17 protein-coding genes are annotated in these 14,650 nt (G+C 72.7%); 10 read left to right on the top strand and 7 right to left on the bottom strand.

The window, feature by feature from the left end; genetic code table 11:
* Positions 1 to 72: 72 nt before the first annotated feature.
* Positions 73 to 768 carry a TetR family transcriptional regulator gene (locus AB0447_RS01440; RefSeq protein WP_366474358.1) on the top strand — a complete coding sequence of 232 codons (696 nt, stop codon included), beginning with the start codon at positions 73 to 75 and terminating at the stop codon, positions 766 to 768.
* 236 nt (positions 769 to 1,004) lie between these two features.
* On the opposite strand, the gene AB0447_RS01445 is transcribed toward AB0447_RS01440, so the two are convergent.
* On the bottom strand, positions 1,005 to 1,508 hold the full coding sequence (locus AB0447_RS01445; protein WP_366474359.1) for a hypothetical protein: 504 nt from the start codon (positions 1,506 to 1,508) through the stop codon (positions 1,005 to 1,007).
* Between the two features lie 376 nt (positions 1,509 to 1,884).
* Here AB0447_RS01445 and AB0447_RS01450 point away from each other — a divergent pair, with 376 nt between their 5' ends.
* Entirely contained in the window at positions 1,885 to 2,568 is a 684-nt protein-coding gene (locus AB0447_RS01450; RefSeq protein WP_366474360.1) for a transcriptional regulator, read from the top strand.
* 96 nt (positions 2,569 to 2,664) lie between these two features.
* On the opposite strand, the gene AB0447_RS01455 is transcribed toward AB0447_RS01450, so the two are convergent.
* Positions 2,665 to 4,101, bottom strand: coding sequence for a nucleobase:cation symporter-2 family protein (locus AB0447_RS01455; protein WP_366474361.1), 1,437 nt, complete (start codon positions 4,099 to 4,101; stop codon positions 2,665 to 2,667).
* A 281-nt stretch (positions 4,102 to 4,382) separates the two neighbouring features.
* Here AB0447_RS01455 and AB0447_RS01460 point away from each other — a divergent pair, with 281 nt between their 5' ends.
* Genes AB0447_RS01460 through AB0447_RS01470 form a run of 3 tightly spaced genes read left to right on the top strand, consistent with a single transcriptional unit; the run spans position 4,383 to position 7,196 of the window.
* Positions 4,383 to 6,419: a SpoIIE family protein phosphatase gene (locus AB0447_RS01460; protein WP_366474362.1), complete on the top strand. Its 2,037-nt coding sequence runs from the start codon at positions 4,383 to 4,385 to the stop codon at positions 6,417 to 6,419.
* 37 nt (positions 6,420 to 6,456) lie between these two features.
* Positions 6,457 to 6,621: a hypothetical protein gene (locus tag AB0447_RS01465; RefSeq protein WP_366474363.1), complete on the top strand. Its 165-nt coding sequence runs from the start codon at positions 6,457 to 6,459 to the stop codon at positions 6,619 to 6,621.
* A gap of 41 nt (positions 6,622 to 6,662) precedes the next feature.
* Complete coding sequence (locus tag AB0447_RS01470; protein WP_366474364.1) at positions 6,663 to 7,196, top strand: hypothetical protein; 534 nt, start codon at positions 6,663 to 6,665, stop codon at positions 7,194 to 7,196.
* On the opposite strand, the gene AB0447_RS01475 is transcribed toward AB0447_RS01470, so the two are convergent.
* The 4 genes from AB0447_RS01475 to AB0447_RS01490 all read right to left on the bottom strand — a co-directional run bounded on the left by AB0447_RS01475 (position 7,166) and on the right by AB0447_RS01490 (position 10,996).
* Entirely contained in the window at positions 7,166 to 8,278 is a 1,113-nt protein-coding gene (locus AB0447_RS01475; protein WP_366474365.1) for an aryl-sulfate sulfotransferase, read from the bottom strand. The genes AB0447_RS01470 and AB0447_RS01475 overlap by 31 nt on opposite strands.
* A gap of 48 nt (positions 8,279 to 8,326) precedes the next feature.
* A complete protein-coding gene (locus AB0447_RS01480) occupies positions 8,327 to 9,361 on the bottom strand; it encodes an NrtA/SsuA/CpmA family ABC transporter substrate-binding protein (protein WP_366474366.1) in 1,035 nt (344 codons plus the stop codon).
* A gap of 73 nt (positions 9,362 to 9,434) precedes the next feature.
* Positions 9,435 to 10,214 carry an ABC transporter ATP-binding protein gene (locus AB0447_RS01485; RefSeq protein WP_366474368.1) on the bottom strand — a complete coding sequence of 260 codons (780 nt, stop codon included), beginning with the start codon at positions 10,212 to 10,214 and terminating at the stop codon, positions 9,435 to 9,437.
* Positions 10,211 to 10,996, bottom strand: coding sequence for an ABC transporter permease subunit (locus AB0447_RS01490; protein ID WP_366474370.1), 786 nt, complete (start codon positions 10,994 to 10,996; stop codon positions 10,211 to 10,213). Before AB0447_RS01490 ends, AB0447_RS01485 begins: the two co-directional genes overlap by 4 nt.
* Positions 10,997 to 11,130: 134 nt before the next feature.
* Between AB0447_RS01490 and AB0447_RS01495 the strand changes: the two genes are divergently transcribed.
* The gene (locus tag AB0447_RS01495; RefSeq protein WP_366474371.1) at positions 11,131 to 11,700 is read left to right on the top strand and encodes an XRE family transcriptional regulator; all 570 of its coding nucleotides are present in this window, start codon (positions 11,131 to 11,133) and stop codon (positions 11,698 to 11,700) included.
* Positions 11,701 to 11,710: 10 nt separating this feature from the next.
* On the opposite strand, the gene AB0447_RS01500 is transcribed toward AB0447_RS01495, so the two are convergent.
* Positions 11,711 to 12,247: an isochorismatase family cysteine hydrolase gene (locus tag AB0447_RS01500; RefSeq protein ID WP_366474372.1), complete on the bottom strand. Its 537-nt coding sequence runs from the start codon at positions 12,245 to 12,247 to the stop codon at positions 11,711 to 11,713.
* A 153-nt stretch (positions 12,248 to 12,400) separates the two neighbouring features.
* On the opposite strand from AB0447_RS01500, the gene AB0447_RS01505 reads away from it, so the two are divergent.
* From AB0447_RS01505 to AB0447_RS01520, 4 genes are all read left to right on the top strand, one after another.
* Positions 12,401 to 12,769 (top strand): DUF3040 domain-containing protein, encoded by a 369-nt coding sequence (locus AB0447_RS01505; RefSeq protein ID WP_366474373.1) that lies wholly within the window; start codon positions 12,401 to 12,403, stop codon positions 12,767 to 12,769.
* A 176-nt stretch (positions 12,770 to 12,945) separates the two neighbouring features.
* Positions 12,946 to 13,557, top strand: coding sequence for a nucleotidyltransferase family protein (locus AB0447_RS01510; protein ID WP_366474374.1), 612 nt, complete (start codon positions 12,946 to 12,948; stop codon positions 13,555 to 13,557).
* Entirely contained in the window at positions 13,554 to 13,826 is a 273-nt protein-coding gene (locus AB0447_RS01515; protein ID WP_366474376.1) for a hypothetical protein, read from the top strand. The genes AB0447_RS01510 and AB0447_RS01515 overlap by 4 nt, the downstream gene beginning before the upstream one ends.
* The gene (locus AB0447_RS01520; RefSeq protein WP_366474377.1) at positions 13,823 to 14,614 is read left to right on the top strand and encodes a metallophosphoesterase family protein; all 792 of its coding nucleotides are present in this window, start codon (positions 13,823 to 13,825) and stop codon (positions 14,612 to 14,614) included. Before AB0447_RS01515 ends, AB0447_RS01520 begins: the two co-directional genes overlap by 4 nt.
* Positions 14,615 to 14,650 lie beyond the last annotated feature (36 nt).

Genomic DNA, 14,650 nt, shown 5'->3' on the forward strand with positions numbered 1-14,650 from the left:
GGTATAACAGAACGCTGTTCTGTTATTAAGAGTACACGGGTCTGTTAAGGCCCTCGTATGCTTGGGAACGTCATGACACAGGTGGAATTCGCCCGCGCCCGACGGCCGGAACAGAAGCGGCAGCGCCGTGCGGCGATACTCGACGCCGCGCGCACCCTCGGCACGGCGTCGGGGGTGCGGAACGTGACCCTCGCCGGGGTCGCCGAGGCCGTGGGCCTGGCGAAGTCCAATGTGGTCCGCTACTTCGGGACCCGCGAGGAGATCTTCCTGGAGCTGACGGGCGAGGCCTGGGGCGAGTGGGAGCAGGCGCTCACGCGCCGGCTCGCCGCCGCGCGCACCGGGAGCGCCGGAGACGACGTGGTCGCGGCCATCGCGGAGAGCCTGGCGGAACGCCCCTTCCTCTGCGATCTGATCGGCCAGACCTCGACCACCCTGGAGCACAACATCTCGCTGGAGGCCGCCCGGGCGTTCAAGCGGGAGGTGCACGCGGTGATCGCCCGGCTCGGGGCGCGGACCGCGGCCGCCCATCCCGTCCTGACCGAGAGCGAGGGGGCGGAGCTGATCATGGCCGCCGCCGGACTCGTCGGCGTGCTCTACCCGATCGTGACCCCGCCGCCGGTGATGCGGGAGCTCTACGCCCAGGAGCCGGCCCTCGCCGCGGCCTGCCCGGAATTCCTCCCCACCCTCCGCCGGACCCTGGCCGCCCTCGCCGCGGGCCTGCCGGCGCTGCGGGCGGGCTCGGGGAGCGGTTCCGTACCAGGGGTTTGACCGGGCTTCCGGCCGCCCGCTCCACGGGGCGGTGATGACAGCGCCCGGGTCCTGCTCTCCCGGCAGCCGAGCGCCCGCCACCCGGCCGGGCGGCGGGCGTCTGCCTGATGGTGCTCACCGGCGCGGACGCGGTGAGCGCGGCCGGAGTGCTCGCCGCCCTCACCGCGATGCCGGTCTGCTGCTCCTTCCCTTCACGGCGGCCGCCGAGGGGCCGCCGCCGACCCTGTCGGGTTCGCTCAGTGGAACAGCATGGAGGCGTCCCCCGCCGGGGTGGCGACGGAGCCCGGACACAGGAAGCTGCCGGAGGTCTTGGTGGCGGTGAAGGCCCGGTTGATGTACTTCCGGGTCGTCCCGTCGCGGTCCCACACGAGGTTCGTCGCCTTGTAGCGGCAGGAGATGAAGCTCTGCCGGCCCGTGATGTCGATCAGGTCGGTGCGGGCCGTGCCGGCGGCGTCGTCGAAGGTGAAGGCCGGGTTGTTGTTGAGGACGGCGGTGATGCCGCCGCCGCAGGCCAGGTTGCCGCCCGGGGTGTTGACCGTGGTGCGGTCGACGGTGAGGGCGTTCGGGGGTAAGGCGCTGGTGCTCGCATTGGTCCAGCTACAGCTGTTGCCCGCGACCACCATCACGCCGTCGAGCTTCTGATCGGCCGCGGGACCCTGAGCCAGAGCCGCGGTGGTGCCGCCGAAGGCCGCTGCGACGACCAGTGCGGCGATTCCGGTGACATGCGAAAAGTGCCTCATTTCGCTCCTCCTTGCCACGTCCTTGTGGGGGGTGCGAGCCCGTTCCGGGTCGTTCCGGACTCGCGGGAGTGCGTCGTTCGAGGTGCGGTGCCGGGAGGGTCCCACAGGGACCTTGAATTGTCAGGCCCATGCCATGGCTCCGGCGAAGACTGGCTGAATCCGGGCCCCGTCCGACCGGACGGTATTGCCTTCGGATCGAAGGATCATTGGCGATTGCACCTGCGGAAACATCTGTTAATGTGCCCGCTCCTGGATGTTCATCCACCAATCCGTCTCTCTTGAGCCCGCGCGCTCAAGGGTGTTGCGAGGTGTTTTGTACGTGTACAGCACTCCGTTTTCCCCCGCGGAAGCCCGGTCCGCGCGAGCCCGCGTCGGCATGACCACGGCCCAGGTGGCCCACGCGATGGCAGCCTGCGGAACCCCCGTCCACCCCGATCTGGTCGTGGCCTGGGAGCAGGGCACCCACGCGCCGACCGACCGGCAGCTGTTCTCCCTGGCCGATGTCCTGTGGTGCGACGTGGTGACGCTCATGGGAGTCCGGCCGCGCACCCTGGCCGAGCGCCGGCTGGCCCGGCAGCTCACCGTGGAGCGCCTGGCGGAACGTATCGGCATGGACGCGGCCGCCTACCGGGCGGCCGAGGCACAGCAGCACTGGCTCGGGGACGCCTGGCAGACCAGGGCGTTGGTGGACGCCCTGGGACTCTCCCTCCCGGAGCTCATCGGAATCATGGGCAGGGAAGAGGAGTTGGCCGGCCTGCTGCGAGCGGCCGTCGACGGGCGCTGGAAGGCGTACGTCGAACCCGTCGCGGAGCTCGCCGTGGTCGACGCGACCAGGGCGGGCGACGCGCTGCGCACGATGCACGCCGAGTTCTCCGCGTTCGCGGAGCGCTACATGGGACACCTGGTCGGGCTGAACGGCGACGCCCGGCTCAAGGAGGTCGCCGCCGAGCGCGCCGAGTTCCTGCGCCGCCTCGTCGACCACTTCTGGGAGCTGATCGGCGAAGGCGGCGAGGCCGGCGAGGCCGACGGGCCCCCGCCGTATCCCGTGGGCTGGCAGTGAGGAGAGGCCCTGCACCCGCAGGCGCGGGTACAGGGCCGCATCGGCGTCGGGACGGCCAGGCGGAGTCAGCGGGCGGGGGTGCCAGCGGGCGGCGCGTCAGCGGGCGGGAGCCGCGCCGCCCTCCGCGGCCGGATCCCCGATGTCCTCCCAGTCGATCTCCATCGTGGTCCGGCTGGTGAAGACGTTGAACAGCAGGTTGAGCGCGATGGCGGTGACCGCGCCCAGCGTGATCCCGCTGTCGAGGACGGCCCGGACATCGTCCGGCATCCGTTCGAAGAACGGCGCGACCGTGGTCGGGAGCAGGGCGGCGCCGAGGCTGACCCCCAGGATCAGGGCGTTGCGCTCCTCCCGCAGGTCGGCCTTCCCCAGGATCTGGATGCCGACCGCCGCGACCATGCCGAACATCGAGAGCGCCGCCCCGCCCAGTACCGGGTGCGGGATCGCCGCGACCAGGCCGCCCGCCTTGGGCAGCAGCCCGAGCACGACCATGAACACGCCGGCCGCGACGACCACGTACCGGCTCATCACCCGGGACATCCGCACCAGGCCGATGTTCTCGGCGAACGCCACGTACGGGAACGAGTTGAGCACGCCGCCGAGCACCGTTGCGGCGCCGTCCGCGCGCAGGGCCCGGGCGACCGTGTCGGTGTCGACGCGCTTGCCGGTGATCTCCCCGATGGCGTAGACGTCGCCGGTGGTCTCCACCATGGTGATCAGCATGACCACCAGCATGGCGATGATCGGAAGCAGTTCGAACCGGGGCATGCCGTAGTGGAACGGTGTGGTGACGCCGAACCAGTCGGCCTCCCGCACCCCGCCGAAGTCGACGTCGCCGGCCAGCCAGGCGACCAGGGTGCCGCCGACCAGCCCGAGCAGGACGGCCACGCTGCTGAGGAAGGGCCTGCCGATCCGGGCGACGGCCAGGATGAAGACCAGGGTGCCCAGCGCGTACGCGAGGTTCTCCGGCGCGCCGTACGCCGGGGTGCCTATCAGGTGGGCGCCGCCGGCCGCGTCCTGCAGCGCCACCGGGATCAGCGTGATGCCGATGATCGTGAGGATCGTCCCGATGACGACCGGCGGGAAGTACTTCACCAGCCGGCTGAAGACGGGGGCGAACAGGAACGTCGCGATACCCGCCGTGATCACCGCCCCGTAGACCACGAGCAGTCCGGCGGTGCCGCCGCCCGCGCCCAGCCCGATGGCGATCATGGGGGAGACGGCGGTGAAGGTGACGCCCTGGACCAGGGGCAGCCTGGCGCCGACCTTCCAGACCCCGAACGCCTGGATGATCGAGGCGATACCGCAGGTCAGGAGGTCCGCGCTGATGAGGTGGGTGAGTTCCTGGCGGGACAGGCCCAGGGCGTTCCCGAGGAGCACGGGGACGATGACCGCGGCCGCGTAGAACGCGAGGACGTGCTGGAAGCCGTACAGGGCCAGCCGGGGGAGGGGGAGCAGCTCGTCGACCGGATGCGCCTGCCGGCGCGGCTGCTGCCGGGAGGACCGTCGGGGGGAGGACGGGGGGATGTGTGCCATCTCTGCCTTGCCTTCGCGAGGTAGGTGAATGAGAGGAAACCGCCGCCCCTCCGGCCCTGGGATCGGGGCGGGGGCAGGCCGGCTCGAAGCGGCCGACGTCGGGCGGTGTTTCCGGCACCACGTCTCTGCGCTGTTGAAATAGCCCTGGATTGGCAGGACATCCTTCGATCGATGCGGCGGATCCGTGTCTGTTCATGGGATCCGAAGGGGATTTTCGATCGAGGGCGCTCACCATAGCCACATGTCGTGTTTCCTCGCGAGTAACCGCCAGAATGAAGGGCATGGTGTCGGGTCCGATTAGGTCCGAGCCGGGCTCGTTGCTGGAGCACGTGGCCGTGGCCGTGTTCGGCATGGACGACGGGCACCGGGTCTGCTACTGGGGGCCCGGCGCGCAGGACCTCTTCGGATACCGGTCCGAGGAGGTGCTGTCCGGGCCCGCCGCCCGCCTGTTCCCAGCGCCGCCCCCGGGCGAGACCGGCGCGGCCGAGCGCCTGGTGGAGCGCGGCCGCACCCTCGGGTACTGGCGGGTCCGGCTGCCCGCCCGGCACCGCGACGGCACGGTGTTCACCTGCGGATTCAGGGTCTTCCCGGTCACCGGCGCCACCGGCGGATCCGTGATCATGGGCCTGGCCAGCAAGGGCGTCGAACTCGACCGGGTGAAGACAAACCTCGCCTTCCTCGACTCCCTCTTCGAGACCTGCCCGATCGGCCTGGTCATGCTCGACGAGGAACTGCGGTACGTCCACCTCAACCAGGCGCTCGCCGACATGGACGGCATCCCCGTCGAGGACCACCTCGGGCGCCCCGTCACCGACATCATGGCCACCTCGGACGACGGCGAGTTCCAGCGCATGCTCCGGGCCGTCGCCGAAGAGGGCCGGCCGCTGGTCAGCGCACTGGTCGGCCTGCGCACACCGGGCCGCCCCGACCAGGACCAGGTGCGGTCCGTGAGCTTCTTCCCGCTGACCGGAGCCGGCGACACCCGGCGCGGACTGGGCGGCCTCCTCGTCGACGTCACCGACCGGGAACACGCACTGCTGGAAGCGACGGCGGCCCGGCAGCGGCTCGCCCTGCTGGACCGGGCCACCGCCCGCATCGGCACCACCCTCGACGTGAACCTCACCGCCCGCGAGCTGGTCGACGCCGCGGTACCGGACTTCTGCGACGGCGCAGTCGTGGAACTGGTCGAATGGATGAACGAAGCCGAACGGTTCGACCCCGCGCTGCCGCTGGCCACCCGCCGGATCGCCTGGGGGACGACGCTGCCGCCGCCCGCCGACGAACTCGTCGGCGGACTGGAGCAGGTGACCTACCCGCCGGGCTCCAGCATCCACCAGATGCTGAGCACCGGCCGCCCCCTCAACGTCCTGGTCGACGAGGACTTCACCACCCGGACCGTCGCCCACCGGGACCGCGCCCGGATCCTCCTCGAGAGCGGCCTCGCCTGCATCGTCATCGCCCCGCTCATCGCCCGCGGAACCGTCCAGGGCCTCGCCATGTTCGGCCGCTCCGCAGCCCGCCCGGTCTTCACCGAGCCCGACCTGAGCCTGGCCGGCGAGCTCGCCTCCCGCGCCGCCCTCTGCCTGGACAACGCCCGCCTCTACAGCCGCGTCCAGGACATCGCCCTCACCCTGCAACGCGCCCTGCTGCCCAGCGCCCTGGCGACCAGCCCGTACATGACCGTCGCCCACCGCTACCTGCCCGGCAGCCACCACACCGAGGTCGGCGGCGACTGGTACGACGTGATCGGCCTGCCCGGCGACCGGATCGCCCTCGTCGTCGGCGACGTCATGGGACACGGCGTGCCGGCCGCCGCCTCGATGGGACGGCTGCGCCTCACCGCCAAGGCACTGGCCCGCCACAACCCCGAACCCGAGGACCTGCTCGCCGAACTCGAAACCTGCGCCCAGGACTCCGGCATCGAACTCGCCACCTGCGTCTGCGTCTTCTACGACCCGCACACCGGCCGCGCCCGCATCGCCAACGCCGGCCACCCCCCGCCCCTGGTGCGCCACCCGGACGGCACCGTCCACACCATCGACGAGGTGCTCGGAGTCCCCCTCGGCGTGGGCGGAGTCACCTTCCGCTCGACGGGCGTCGACCTGCCGGAGGGCGCCGTCCTGGCCCTCTACACCGACGGACTCATCGAAGCGCGCGGACAGGACATCGACACCGGCCTGAACGCCCTCCGCACCCAACTGCGGAGCTGTTCGGGGACGTTGGAGGGCGCTGCGGACCGCATCCTCGCGAACCTGCTGCCCGACTCGGCGACCGACGACACGGTCCTGGTCCTCGGCCGGGTCCGCCGCGCCCCCTGATCGGCGGCCGCGCTGCGGGAGTTGCGGCGATCCTGCCGTGTCGGCGTCCTTGACGGTCCCCGACCCGGTCACGAGACTGGGCGTCGTGGACATGACCCGGGCGGTGGGCGAGGCGGCGCGGAACTCCCGCCGCTGGTGGCTGACCCGGCGACTCCACATCGATCTCCTGCGCGTGTGCAGTGCGTTCGGCCGTTCCCGCTGACCGCCGATCCCGCACTGCCCGACCCACGCCCCAGGAGAGCCATGTCCCAGACCACGACCACGACCACGTCCGCGATTACGACCGCGACCACGATGGCGATGACGACCACGTCCGCGATCACGACCACGCTGCCCGCCGTCGCCGTGCCGACCGTCCTGCGCGGGCGGATCGGAGCCGGGTTCTCCCCGGCCCCGCGCCGCTACCGCCTCTACCTCTCGGCGGACTGTCCCGCCTCACGGACCGTGCTGGACCTGCACACCCGGCTCGGCCTCGGCGAGGCCGTCCCGGTCACCGTGCTCGGCCCGGCCGAGGCCTCGCCCGCCGGACACGCCGAACTGCGCCGCGCGTACGAGGCCACCGGCCACCACTACACGGGCATGCTGACCGTCCCCGCGCTCTGCGACACCTGGAGCGGGCGCATCGTCAGCAACCACACCCCCGACATCCTCCGCGACCTCGCCGGAGCACTGGCCGGCGACAGCCGCGCCGCCCGCACCGCCCTCACGGTCCGTACGGGCCCTGCGGGCCGCGCCGGCCGGGGCTGTCACAGCCAGGGAATCTGCTCCGCCGAGTAACGGTAGGCGCGGAACACCGAGTTCTGCGCACCGCGGGAGGATTCCAGGCCCACGCCCGCGCCGAACGCGCCGAACTCCGGGACCACGTACTCCCACACCACGTCGCCGCCGGGGGTCACCTCGAAGAGCCGGCCGAAGGAGCCCTCGGCGACGAAGGTGTTGCCGTTGGGCAGCCGCTGCGCGCTGGACATGTACGGGCTGTAGAAGTTCTGCGGCGGGTTGTCCTCGTACGCCCAGACCTCCTCGCCGGTGCGCGGATCCAGCTCCACCACCCGCGAGTACGGCACGGAGGTCGTGTCGCGGTAGGTCCCGTTGTCGAAGACCAGGATGTGGCCGGACCCGAGCTCGTGCGGGTAGTGCTGCTGCGCGAGCACGTCGGGACCGATCCGCCAGCGCACGGACCCGTCGGCGCGGTCCACGGCCACGGTCGTGGACGCGCTGCGGAAGCCCACGACGATCCCGCCGTCGGCGAGTTCGTTGACGGTGTTCGCCATCGGCCAGTGCTCGCGCGCGAAGTGCCGGTTCAGCGGCACCTGTTCGGGATCGAGGTGCTCGATGGCGGCCCACCGCCACACCACGTCCCCGTCCCAGGTCAGCTCGTACACCACATCCCCGTAGACCACCCCGTCCGCGGCCTCCGAGCCGGGGATGCCGCCCCGGATCCGGGCCGCGTCGACGGCCGTCAGCGGCTCCACGCCGAGCACGATCAGGTTGCCGTTGCGCAGCAGTGAGGCGTCGTGGTGGTGGAAGGGGTGGCGCACCTCGCGGACCACCGTGCCGTCCGGGGTGAGCTCCTGGAGGATGCCGCCGTGGTAGACGTCCCAGATGGGGAACAGGGTCGGGCCGGTGGTGTCCTTGCCCTGGAAGAACAGGTTGCCGTTGGGCAGGATCTGGGCGTGCCGGCCGGGCGGGTGCTGCGGGTTCCAGGTGTGGACGGGTTTGCCCTCGATGTCGACGAGGACGACCTCCCCGGATCCGGCGATCGGCGTGTACAGGGTGTAGCCGCCGAAGCTCCGCTCCGGGTCGTGGGCGCGCAGGCCCACGCCGCGGCGGCGCAGGGTGTTCTGGTCGACGGTGGTCATGCTGGTGGTGCCTCCTGTGTGTGGTGGGGTTGCAAGGGGGTGCGGTGGCTAGCCGGCGGGCACCGTGACGGTGACGGTGACGGTGACGGCGGCCGGGTCGAGGGCACGCAGCGGCACGGGGTGTACGTGGCGCAGCAGTGCGGACCGGTCCGCCGCGCCGGGCAGCCCCTGGGCGGCCTTGGCCCAGGCGGCCTCCTCCGTCAGCTGTGCCAGCAGTTCGGCGGAGAGCGTCGCGCCGTACGTGTAGCGGGGCTGGTACGCCCTGACGTATCCGGCGTGGAGGGCGCCCTTCGCCTGGGCGAGGACGGCCTGCTGGGCGCCGGCGGGGTCTGCCGCGAGCTCACGCTGGGCACGGAGCAGGCCGCGCAGCACGGCGGTCGCCTCGGAGTCCCGGGCCTTCGGGCCGGCGATCAGCAGGGTCCGCGCGGTGTAGCCGGTGAACGGCAGCTCGGCGTAACGCCCGCCGAGGGTGGTGCGGGCGGCCTCGTAGAAGCTGGGGAAGGTGACGCCGGCGTCGATGTCGCCACGGGCGAGCGCGGCCGGGACCTGGTGGGGGGCGAGGTTGACCACCGTCGCGTCCGCGGCCGACAGCCCGGCCGACCCGAGCATCCGCGACAGCGCGTACTCGACGTTCGTCCCCCGCGGCACCCCCACCTTGCGGCCCTTGAGCGCCGCGAAGCCGGTGATGCCGCGGTCGGTGCGGGTGAGCAGCCGCCAGTCGGAGAACCGGGACAGGTCCGCGACGATCCGCACCTCGCGGCCGCCCAGGGCTGCGGTGACGGCCGGCAGATCACCGACCACACCGAACCGGGCCTGCCCGCCGATCACCGCGTTCAGCGCGTCCCGGCCGGTGGGCAACGTGGTCACCCGCGCGTCGAGGCCCTCGGCAGCCCACAGCCGGCGCTCCTGGGCGAGGTAGACGGGCGCGCCGCCGAGGTGGTCGCTGGCGGCGATGGTCACGGCGGGACGGTCCCGGCCGTCCGCGCCACCGGATCCGCCCGGCCCGCCGGAGCAGCCGGTGGCGGTCAGGGCGGTGAGCAGGGCCGCCAGCAGTACGGCGGCCGCCGCGCGGGGTCTGAGCATGGCAGAGCAGTCCTTCCTAGGGGTGGACGGGGGTGGGGCGGGGTGGGGAGCGGTGGGGCCGGGAGGCCCGGGGTCATTCGGTGCCGAGGTGGCCGGCGATCACCGCGCGCAGGTCCGGGTCGGCGGGGTCGGCCGGGTTGGCCGGGTTGGCCGGGTTGGCCGGCCCGGTGGGCACGGGGTGGTCGGCCAGCACCCGGCCCGGGGAGCCGCCCAGGACGACGACCCGCTCGGCGAGGGCCAGCGCCTCGTCGATGTCGTGGGTGACGAACAGCACGGTGGTGCCCGCGCGCTGCCACAACTGCCGCAGCAGCGCCTGCATCCGGGTCCGGGTCAGCGCGTCCAGCGCCCCGAACGGCTCGTCCATCAGCAGGACTTCGGGCTCCGCGGCCAGTGCCCGGGCCAGCGCCACCCGCTGCTGCATCCCGCCCGACAGCTGCGCGGGATACTTCTCCGCCCCGTCCGCCAGCCCCACCTCGTCCAGCGCGGCCAGGGCGCGCCGCCGCCGCTCCGCGCGCGGCAGCCCCAGCCGTTTCAGCGCGAACTCGACGTTGCCGCGCGCCGTGCGCCACGGGAACAGCGCGTAGTGCTGGAAGACCACGCCCCGGTCCGGGCCGGGCCCGTCGACCGGCACCCCGCCGACGGTCACCCGCCCGGCGGACGGCCGGACGAAGCCGGCGACCGTGCCCAGCACCGTGGACTTGCCGCACCCGCTCGGACCGAGCAGCGCCGTGAACGACCCGGCCGCGAACTCCAGTTCCGCGCCCGCCAGCACCGGCACGGCGGGCCGACGCGATCCCCCGGACGTCCTCCCGTACCCGACGGACAGGCCCTCCAGCCGCACCGCCCGGCTCATGACGCGCTCCAGTGCACGAACCGGCGGCCGATCGCCGCCAGTACGAGATCCACGGCCACCCCGAGCAGGCCGAGCACCAGCAGCCCGGCGAACATCCGGTCCACCCGCAGGAACTGGCCGTCGACCTGAAGCCGGTACGCCAACCCACTGTCCGCGCCGCCGAGTTCCGCGGCCACCAGGGCGAGCAGGGCCACCGACGCGCCGTACCGGAGCGCCGCCAGCAGGGCGGGCAGGGCGGCCGGCAGCAGCACCTCGGTGAACCGCCGGTGCAGCGGCGCCCCCAGCGAGCGGGCCGCCCGCAGATGCGTCACCGGCACCCGTGACACCCCGTCATGGACGTACAGCCATACGGCGAGCAGCACCGCGTACGCGATCAGCAGCCGTTTCGCGGTCTCGCCGATCCCGAACCAGGCCGTCGCGAGCGGCACCAGGGCGATGGCCGGGATCGGGCGCAGGAACGACACCACCGGGGTCACGGCGGCGGACAGCCGCGGCAGGTAGCCGGTGGCGAACCCGAGCGCACTGCCCGCGAGCGCACCGAGGGCGAAACCCTGCCCGGCGCGGGCCAGACTCGCGCCGAGATCGGTCGCCAGGGTGCCGCTGCGGGCACTCTCGGCCAGCGCGGCCAGGGTTTCGGACGGCGTGGGCAGCAGCCCCGGAGCCACCGCACCGGACCAGGCGAGCCCCGACCACAGTGCGAGCAGGGCGCCGGCCGCGGCCAGCGCCGGGCCGAGCCGGCCCGGAGCGGACCGGCGGCCCGGTGGGGAAGGGGAGGCGTGCACGCGAGGACTCCTCGGTCGTGGTCTTCGATAAGTGAGGTCAATAATTGACGAGGTCTATGAACTGCGTGTTGCAGCAGTACGAAACGTTCCGGCGGCCCCCGGCGGGTGATCGCCCATGGGGTACGTTCACGAACGTGTCTCGCCCCGAACCCTCCCCCGAAGCGATCGCGGTCGGGCAGGTGATCCGCGCCTGCCGCAAGCAGCGCGGGGTCTCCATGGCGGCGCTCGCCGTCCGCTCCGGCCTCTCGCAGCCCTTCCTCAGCCAGCTCGAACGCGGTCTCGCCACGCCCAGCCTCAGCTCCATCTACCGGATCGCCGAGGCCCTGGACGTCACCCCCGGCACCTTCCTGCGTCCCCCGGACCGCCCGGGCAGGGTCAGCCACGAGAGCGACCCCCAGGTGATCAGGGTCAGCGAGGCCGCCGGCCAGGTGGCCCGGGTGCTGATCCCCGGCGGCAGCAGCGGCCTGATGGAGGCGTACGAGCACCACTTCGAGCCGGGGCGCGGCGAGCGGGGCTGGTTCGAGCACCCCGGCGAGGACTTCCTCTACGTCCTGGAGGGGGAGATCGTCCTGGAGGTCGAGGGCGAGGAACCGCTCACCCTGCGGGCGGGCCAGAGCGCCCACCACCGCGGCGAGGTCCCGCACCGCTGCCGCCTGCCCGGCCGGACCCCGGCCCGCACCCTCCTGGTCACGGCCAACGGCTAGACCCCGAGAGTCACCAGTCCAGGTCGGCCGCGTCGAGCACCTGTGCGGACATGTTCCGCTCCATCATCTGCAGGGCCGCCTGCGCCAGATCGGCGTGGATGTGGGCGACCGCGTCCCGGGGGACGGTGACCTCCAGGTGCCGGATGTGCGCGTCGAGGGCCGAGTACAGGATGCACTGCTCGGTGACCTGCCCGGTCAGGACGAGGCGGTCCACGTCGAGGGTGCCCAGCAGGTAGGCGAGGGGTGTCTCGTAGAACACGGAGTGCCGGGCCTTGACCACGAAGAAGGCGTCCTCGCCGGGCCGGAGCGGGTCGACGAGGTCCGGACGCCGTCCCGCCAGGGCGGTCTCGAGGATCTCTCCGTGGTGCGAACGCCACTGTCCGAAGTTGTCGTTCGCATAGATGACGGGGACGCCCGCGGCCGCGGCTCGCCCGACCAGGCCGACGAGGGTGGGCAGCATCCGGGACACGGAAGGCAACAGCAGCTCGGCGTCCTCGTGCTCGTACGTGTTGAGCATGTCGATGACGATCAGCGCGCTCTTGGACATGCTGTCCAACCTGGCAGAGCGGGGCCGCCGAACCGGCCCCGACACCGCCGGGCGAACGGGGGGCGCTCCGCGGTACTACCCGATCGCCGGGTGGGTAGGGGCACGGGACCGGAAGAGCGTGCGGAATAAGTGTGCGGAGAGCAGGAGGCCGCCATGGAAAGCGATGGCCTCTCCCAGCGAGAGCGGACGATCCTCACCGAGATCGAACAGGATCTGCGCGCAGATGCGGTGCTGGAGCGCCGGCTGCGGACGATGCGGCGCGGCGCCAGGCCGTGGGCCGGGCCCCGGGGGGCGGTCCGGGCCCACCGGACGGGGGTGGCCGCGGCCCTGCTGGCCTGCATGTCGTTCGGACTGTTCCTCGCCGCGGTCTCCACCGCCTCCCCGGCCCTGGTCTGGGCGTTCGCCCTGACCTGGGCCGGCACCCTGGCCTGCCTGGTCACGCTGGTGCGCCGGTGGTGCCGCAAGCTGGCCGCGGCCCTGGAGGCGCGCCCCCGCCCGACCGGCGAAAACTCCCCGGACTGACCGCCGCCCCGGCGGACCGACCGCGGAGGCGCGCCCCCGCCCGACCGGCGAAAACTCCCCGGACTGACCGCCGCCCCGGCGGACCGACCGCTGCCCGGCGAAAAAGGCACCGGTTTGACCCCCGCTCGTCCGGGCAGGAGCCAGCGGTCCCATCAGGCCGGACGAGGAGGCAGGCGGTGAGGAATTCCCCGGCGGCCGCGGTGCCGGCCAGCGATCTGCCGCCCGATCACACCCAGGCCATCCTGGAAACCACCAAACGGGTCGCGGCCCTGCTGAAGGCGTCCGGGAAGCCCTTCGCGCTCGCCGGAAGCGTCGCCGCCTTCGCCCACGGGGTGCCCGCCCGGTTCCAGCACGACACGGACTTCTGCATCCGCCGTGCGGACGCGGAAACCATCCTCCCGGCCCTGGAAGCAGCCGGTATCGAAATGCGCGAGCCCCCGGAGGACTGGCTGGTCAAAGGCCGGGACGACGGGGAGGAGATCGACCTGATCTTCGAGCTGGCCCGCCGCCCGGTCGACACCGACCTGCTCGCCCGCGCCGAGGTGCGGTCCGTGGACTCGGTGTACATGCCGGTACTGGCACCCACCGACCTGATGAACAGCCGACTGGCCGCCCTCACCGAGCACTACTGCGACTTCGGCGACCTGCTGCCCATGGCCCGCGTACTGCGCGAACGCATCGACTGGGCCCGGCTCGACCGGGCCCACCGCGGCTCGCCGCTCCCCGACGCCTTCCTCTACCTGCTCGAACGTCTCGACGTCATCGGACCGAGGGAGCAGACGCCATGACCGGAACCGGCCGCCCCACCACCGATCACCTCACGTACCGCATCGAGCACCTGCGGGACCGCCTCGCCCACGAGGAGGTCTTCGAACTCGGCGTACGCATCGAAGCGCGCGGCGGAACCGCCCTCCTCACCGGCATCGTCACCACCCCCGCCTGCCGCGACATCATCCTGCGGATCGCCTCCGAGGAGCTCGCCGGCCTCCCCTGGCAGCACGACCTGCAGGTCGGCGGGGTCAGCCCACCCGACAAACAGCCGGAGGACGTGTCATGACCCGCATCGCCGCGGTCGGCGACATCCATCTCGCGCCCGGCAGCGAGGGACTGCTGCGGCCCGCCTTCGAAACCCTGGACCGCCACGCCGACCTGCTGCTCCTCGCCGGAGACCTGACCCGCCACGGCACCGAGGCGGAGGCCCGGGTGGTTGCGGGCGAGGTGGCCGGACTGCCGGTGCCCGTGATCGCCGTACTCGGCAACCACGACTACCAGAGCGACCGGCAGGACGCCGTCAGCGGAGTCCTCGCCGAGGCGGGCGTCACCGTCCTCGAAGGCAGCGGAACACGCATCGACGTGGACGGCACCGCCGTCGGCGTGGCCGGCACCAAGGGCTTCTGCGGCGGCTTCGCGGGCCGATGCGCCAGCGACTTCGGCGAACCCGAGATGAAGGCGTTCATCCGGACCACCCGGGACTCCGCCGACGGGCTGCGCCGCGCGCTCGACGGCCTCGCCGAGGACGGGTGCGACGTACGGATCGCCCTCACCCACTTCGCACCCGTACCGGACACCCTCTCCGGCGAACCCCTGGAGATCTATCCCTTCCTCGGCAGCTACCTGCTCGCCGAGGCCATGGACGGGGCGGGCGCCGACTTCGCCGTCCACGGACACGCCCACCTGGGCACCGAGCACGGCATGACCGCGGGCGGCATCCGGGTCCGCAACGTCGCGATGCCGGTGATCGGCCGCGCCTTCGCCGTGTACCACCTGCACCACGAGCCCCTCCGGCCCGCCGCGCCCGCCCCGCCCGCCGCGGCCCTCCGGCATGCCCCTGCCCCAGGCGGGTAGCCGCGCAGGAGGGGCTGCCGCGGAGAGGACGTGAGC

This window comes from Streptomyces sp. NPDC051211, from assembly GCF_040689505.1.
Classification (GTDB): Bacteria; Actinomycetota; Actinomycetes; order Streptomycetales; family Streptomycetaceae; genus Streptomyces.

Excerpts from the sequence above, each read along its gene's own strand:
- AB0447_RS01470 (WP_366474364.1), top strand. The coding sequence starts at position 6,663 with ATGTCCCAGACCACGACCACGACCACGTCCGCGATTACGACCGCGACC.
- AB0447_RS01500 (WP_366474372.1), bottom strand. The coding sequence starts at position 12,247 with ATGTCCAAGAGCGCGCTGATCGTCATCGACATGCTCAACACGTACGAG.
- AB0447_RS01485 (WP_366474368.1), bottom strand. The coding sequence starts at position 10,214 with ATGAGCCGGGCGGTGCGGCTGGAGGGCCTGTCCGTCGGGTACGGGAGG.
- AB0447_RS01475 (WP_366474365.1), bottom strand. The coding sequence starts at position 8,278 with ATGACCACCGTCGACCAGAACACCCTGCGCCGCCGCGGCGTGGGCCTG.
- AB0447_RS01515 (WP_366474376.1), top strand. The coding sequence starts at position 13,554 with ATGACCGGAACCGGCCGCCCCACCACCGATCACCTCACGTACCGCATC.
- AB0447_RS01505 (WP_366474373.1), top strand. The coding sequence starts at position 12,401 with ATGGAAAGCGATGGCCTCTCCCAGCGAGAGCGGACGATCCTCACCGAG.
- AB0447_RS01455 (WP_366474361.1), bottom strand. The coding sequence starts at position 4,101 with ATGGCACACATCCCCCCGTCCTCCCCCCGACGGTCCTCCCGGCAGCAG.
- AB0447_RS01450 (WP_366474360.1), top strand. The coding sequence starts at position 1,885 with ATGACCACGGCCCAGGTGGCCCACGCGATGGCAGCCTGCGGAACCCCC.
- AB0447_RS01440 (WP_366474358.1), top strand. The coding sequence starts at position 73 with ATGACACAGGTGGAATTCGCCCGCGCCCGACGGCCGGAACAGAAGCGG.
- AB0447_RS01460 (WP_366474362.1), top strand. The coding sequence starts at position 4,383 with ATGGTGTCGGGTCCGATTAGGTCCGAGCCGGGCTCGTTGCTGGAGCAC.
- AB0447_RS01480 (WP_366474366.1), bottom strand. The coding sequence starts at position 9,361 with ATGCTCAGACCCCGCGCGGCGGCCGCCGTACTGCTGGCGGCCCTGCTC.
- AB0447_RS01520 (WP_366474377.1), top strand. The coding sequence starts at position 13,823 with ATGACCCGCATCGCCGCGGTCGGCGACATCCATCTCGCGCCCGGCAGC.
- AB0447_RS01445 (WP_366474359.1), bottom strand. The coding sequence starts at position 1,508 with ATGAGGCACTTTTCGCATGTCACCGGAATCGCCGCACTGGTCGTCGCA.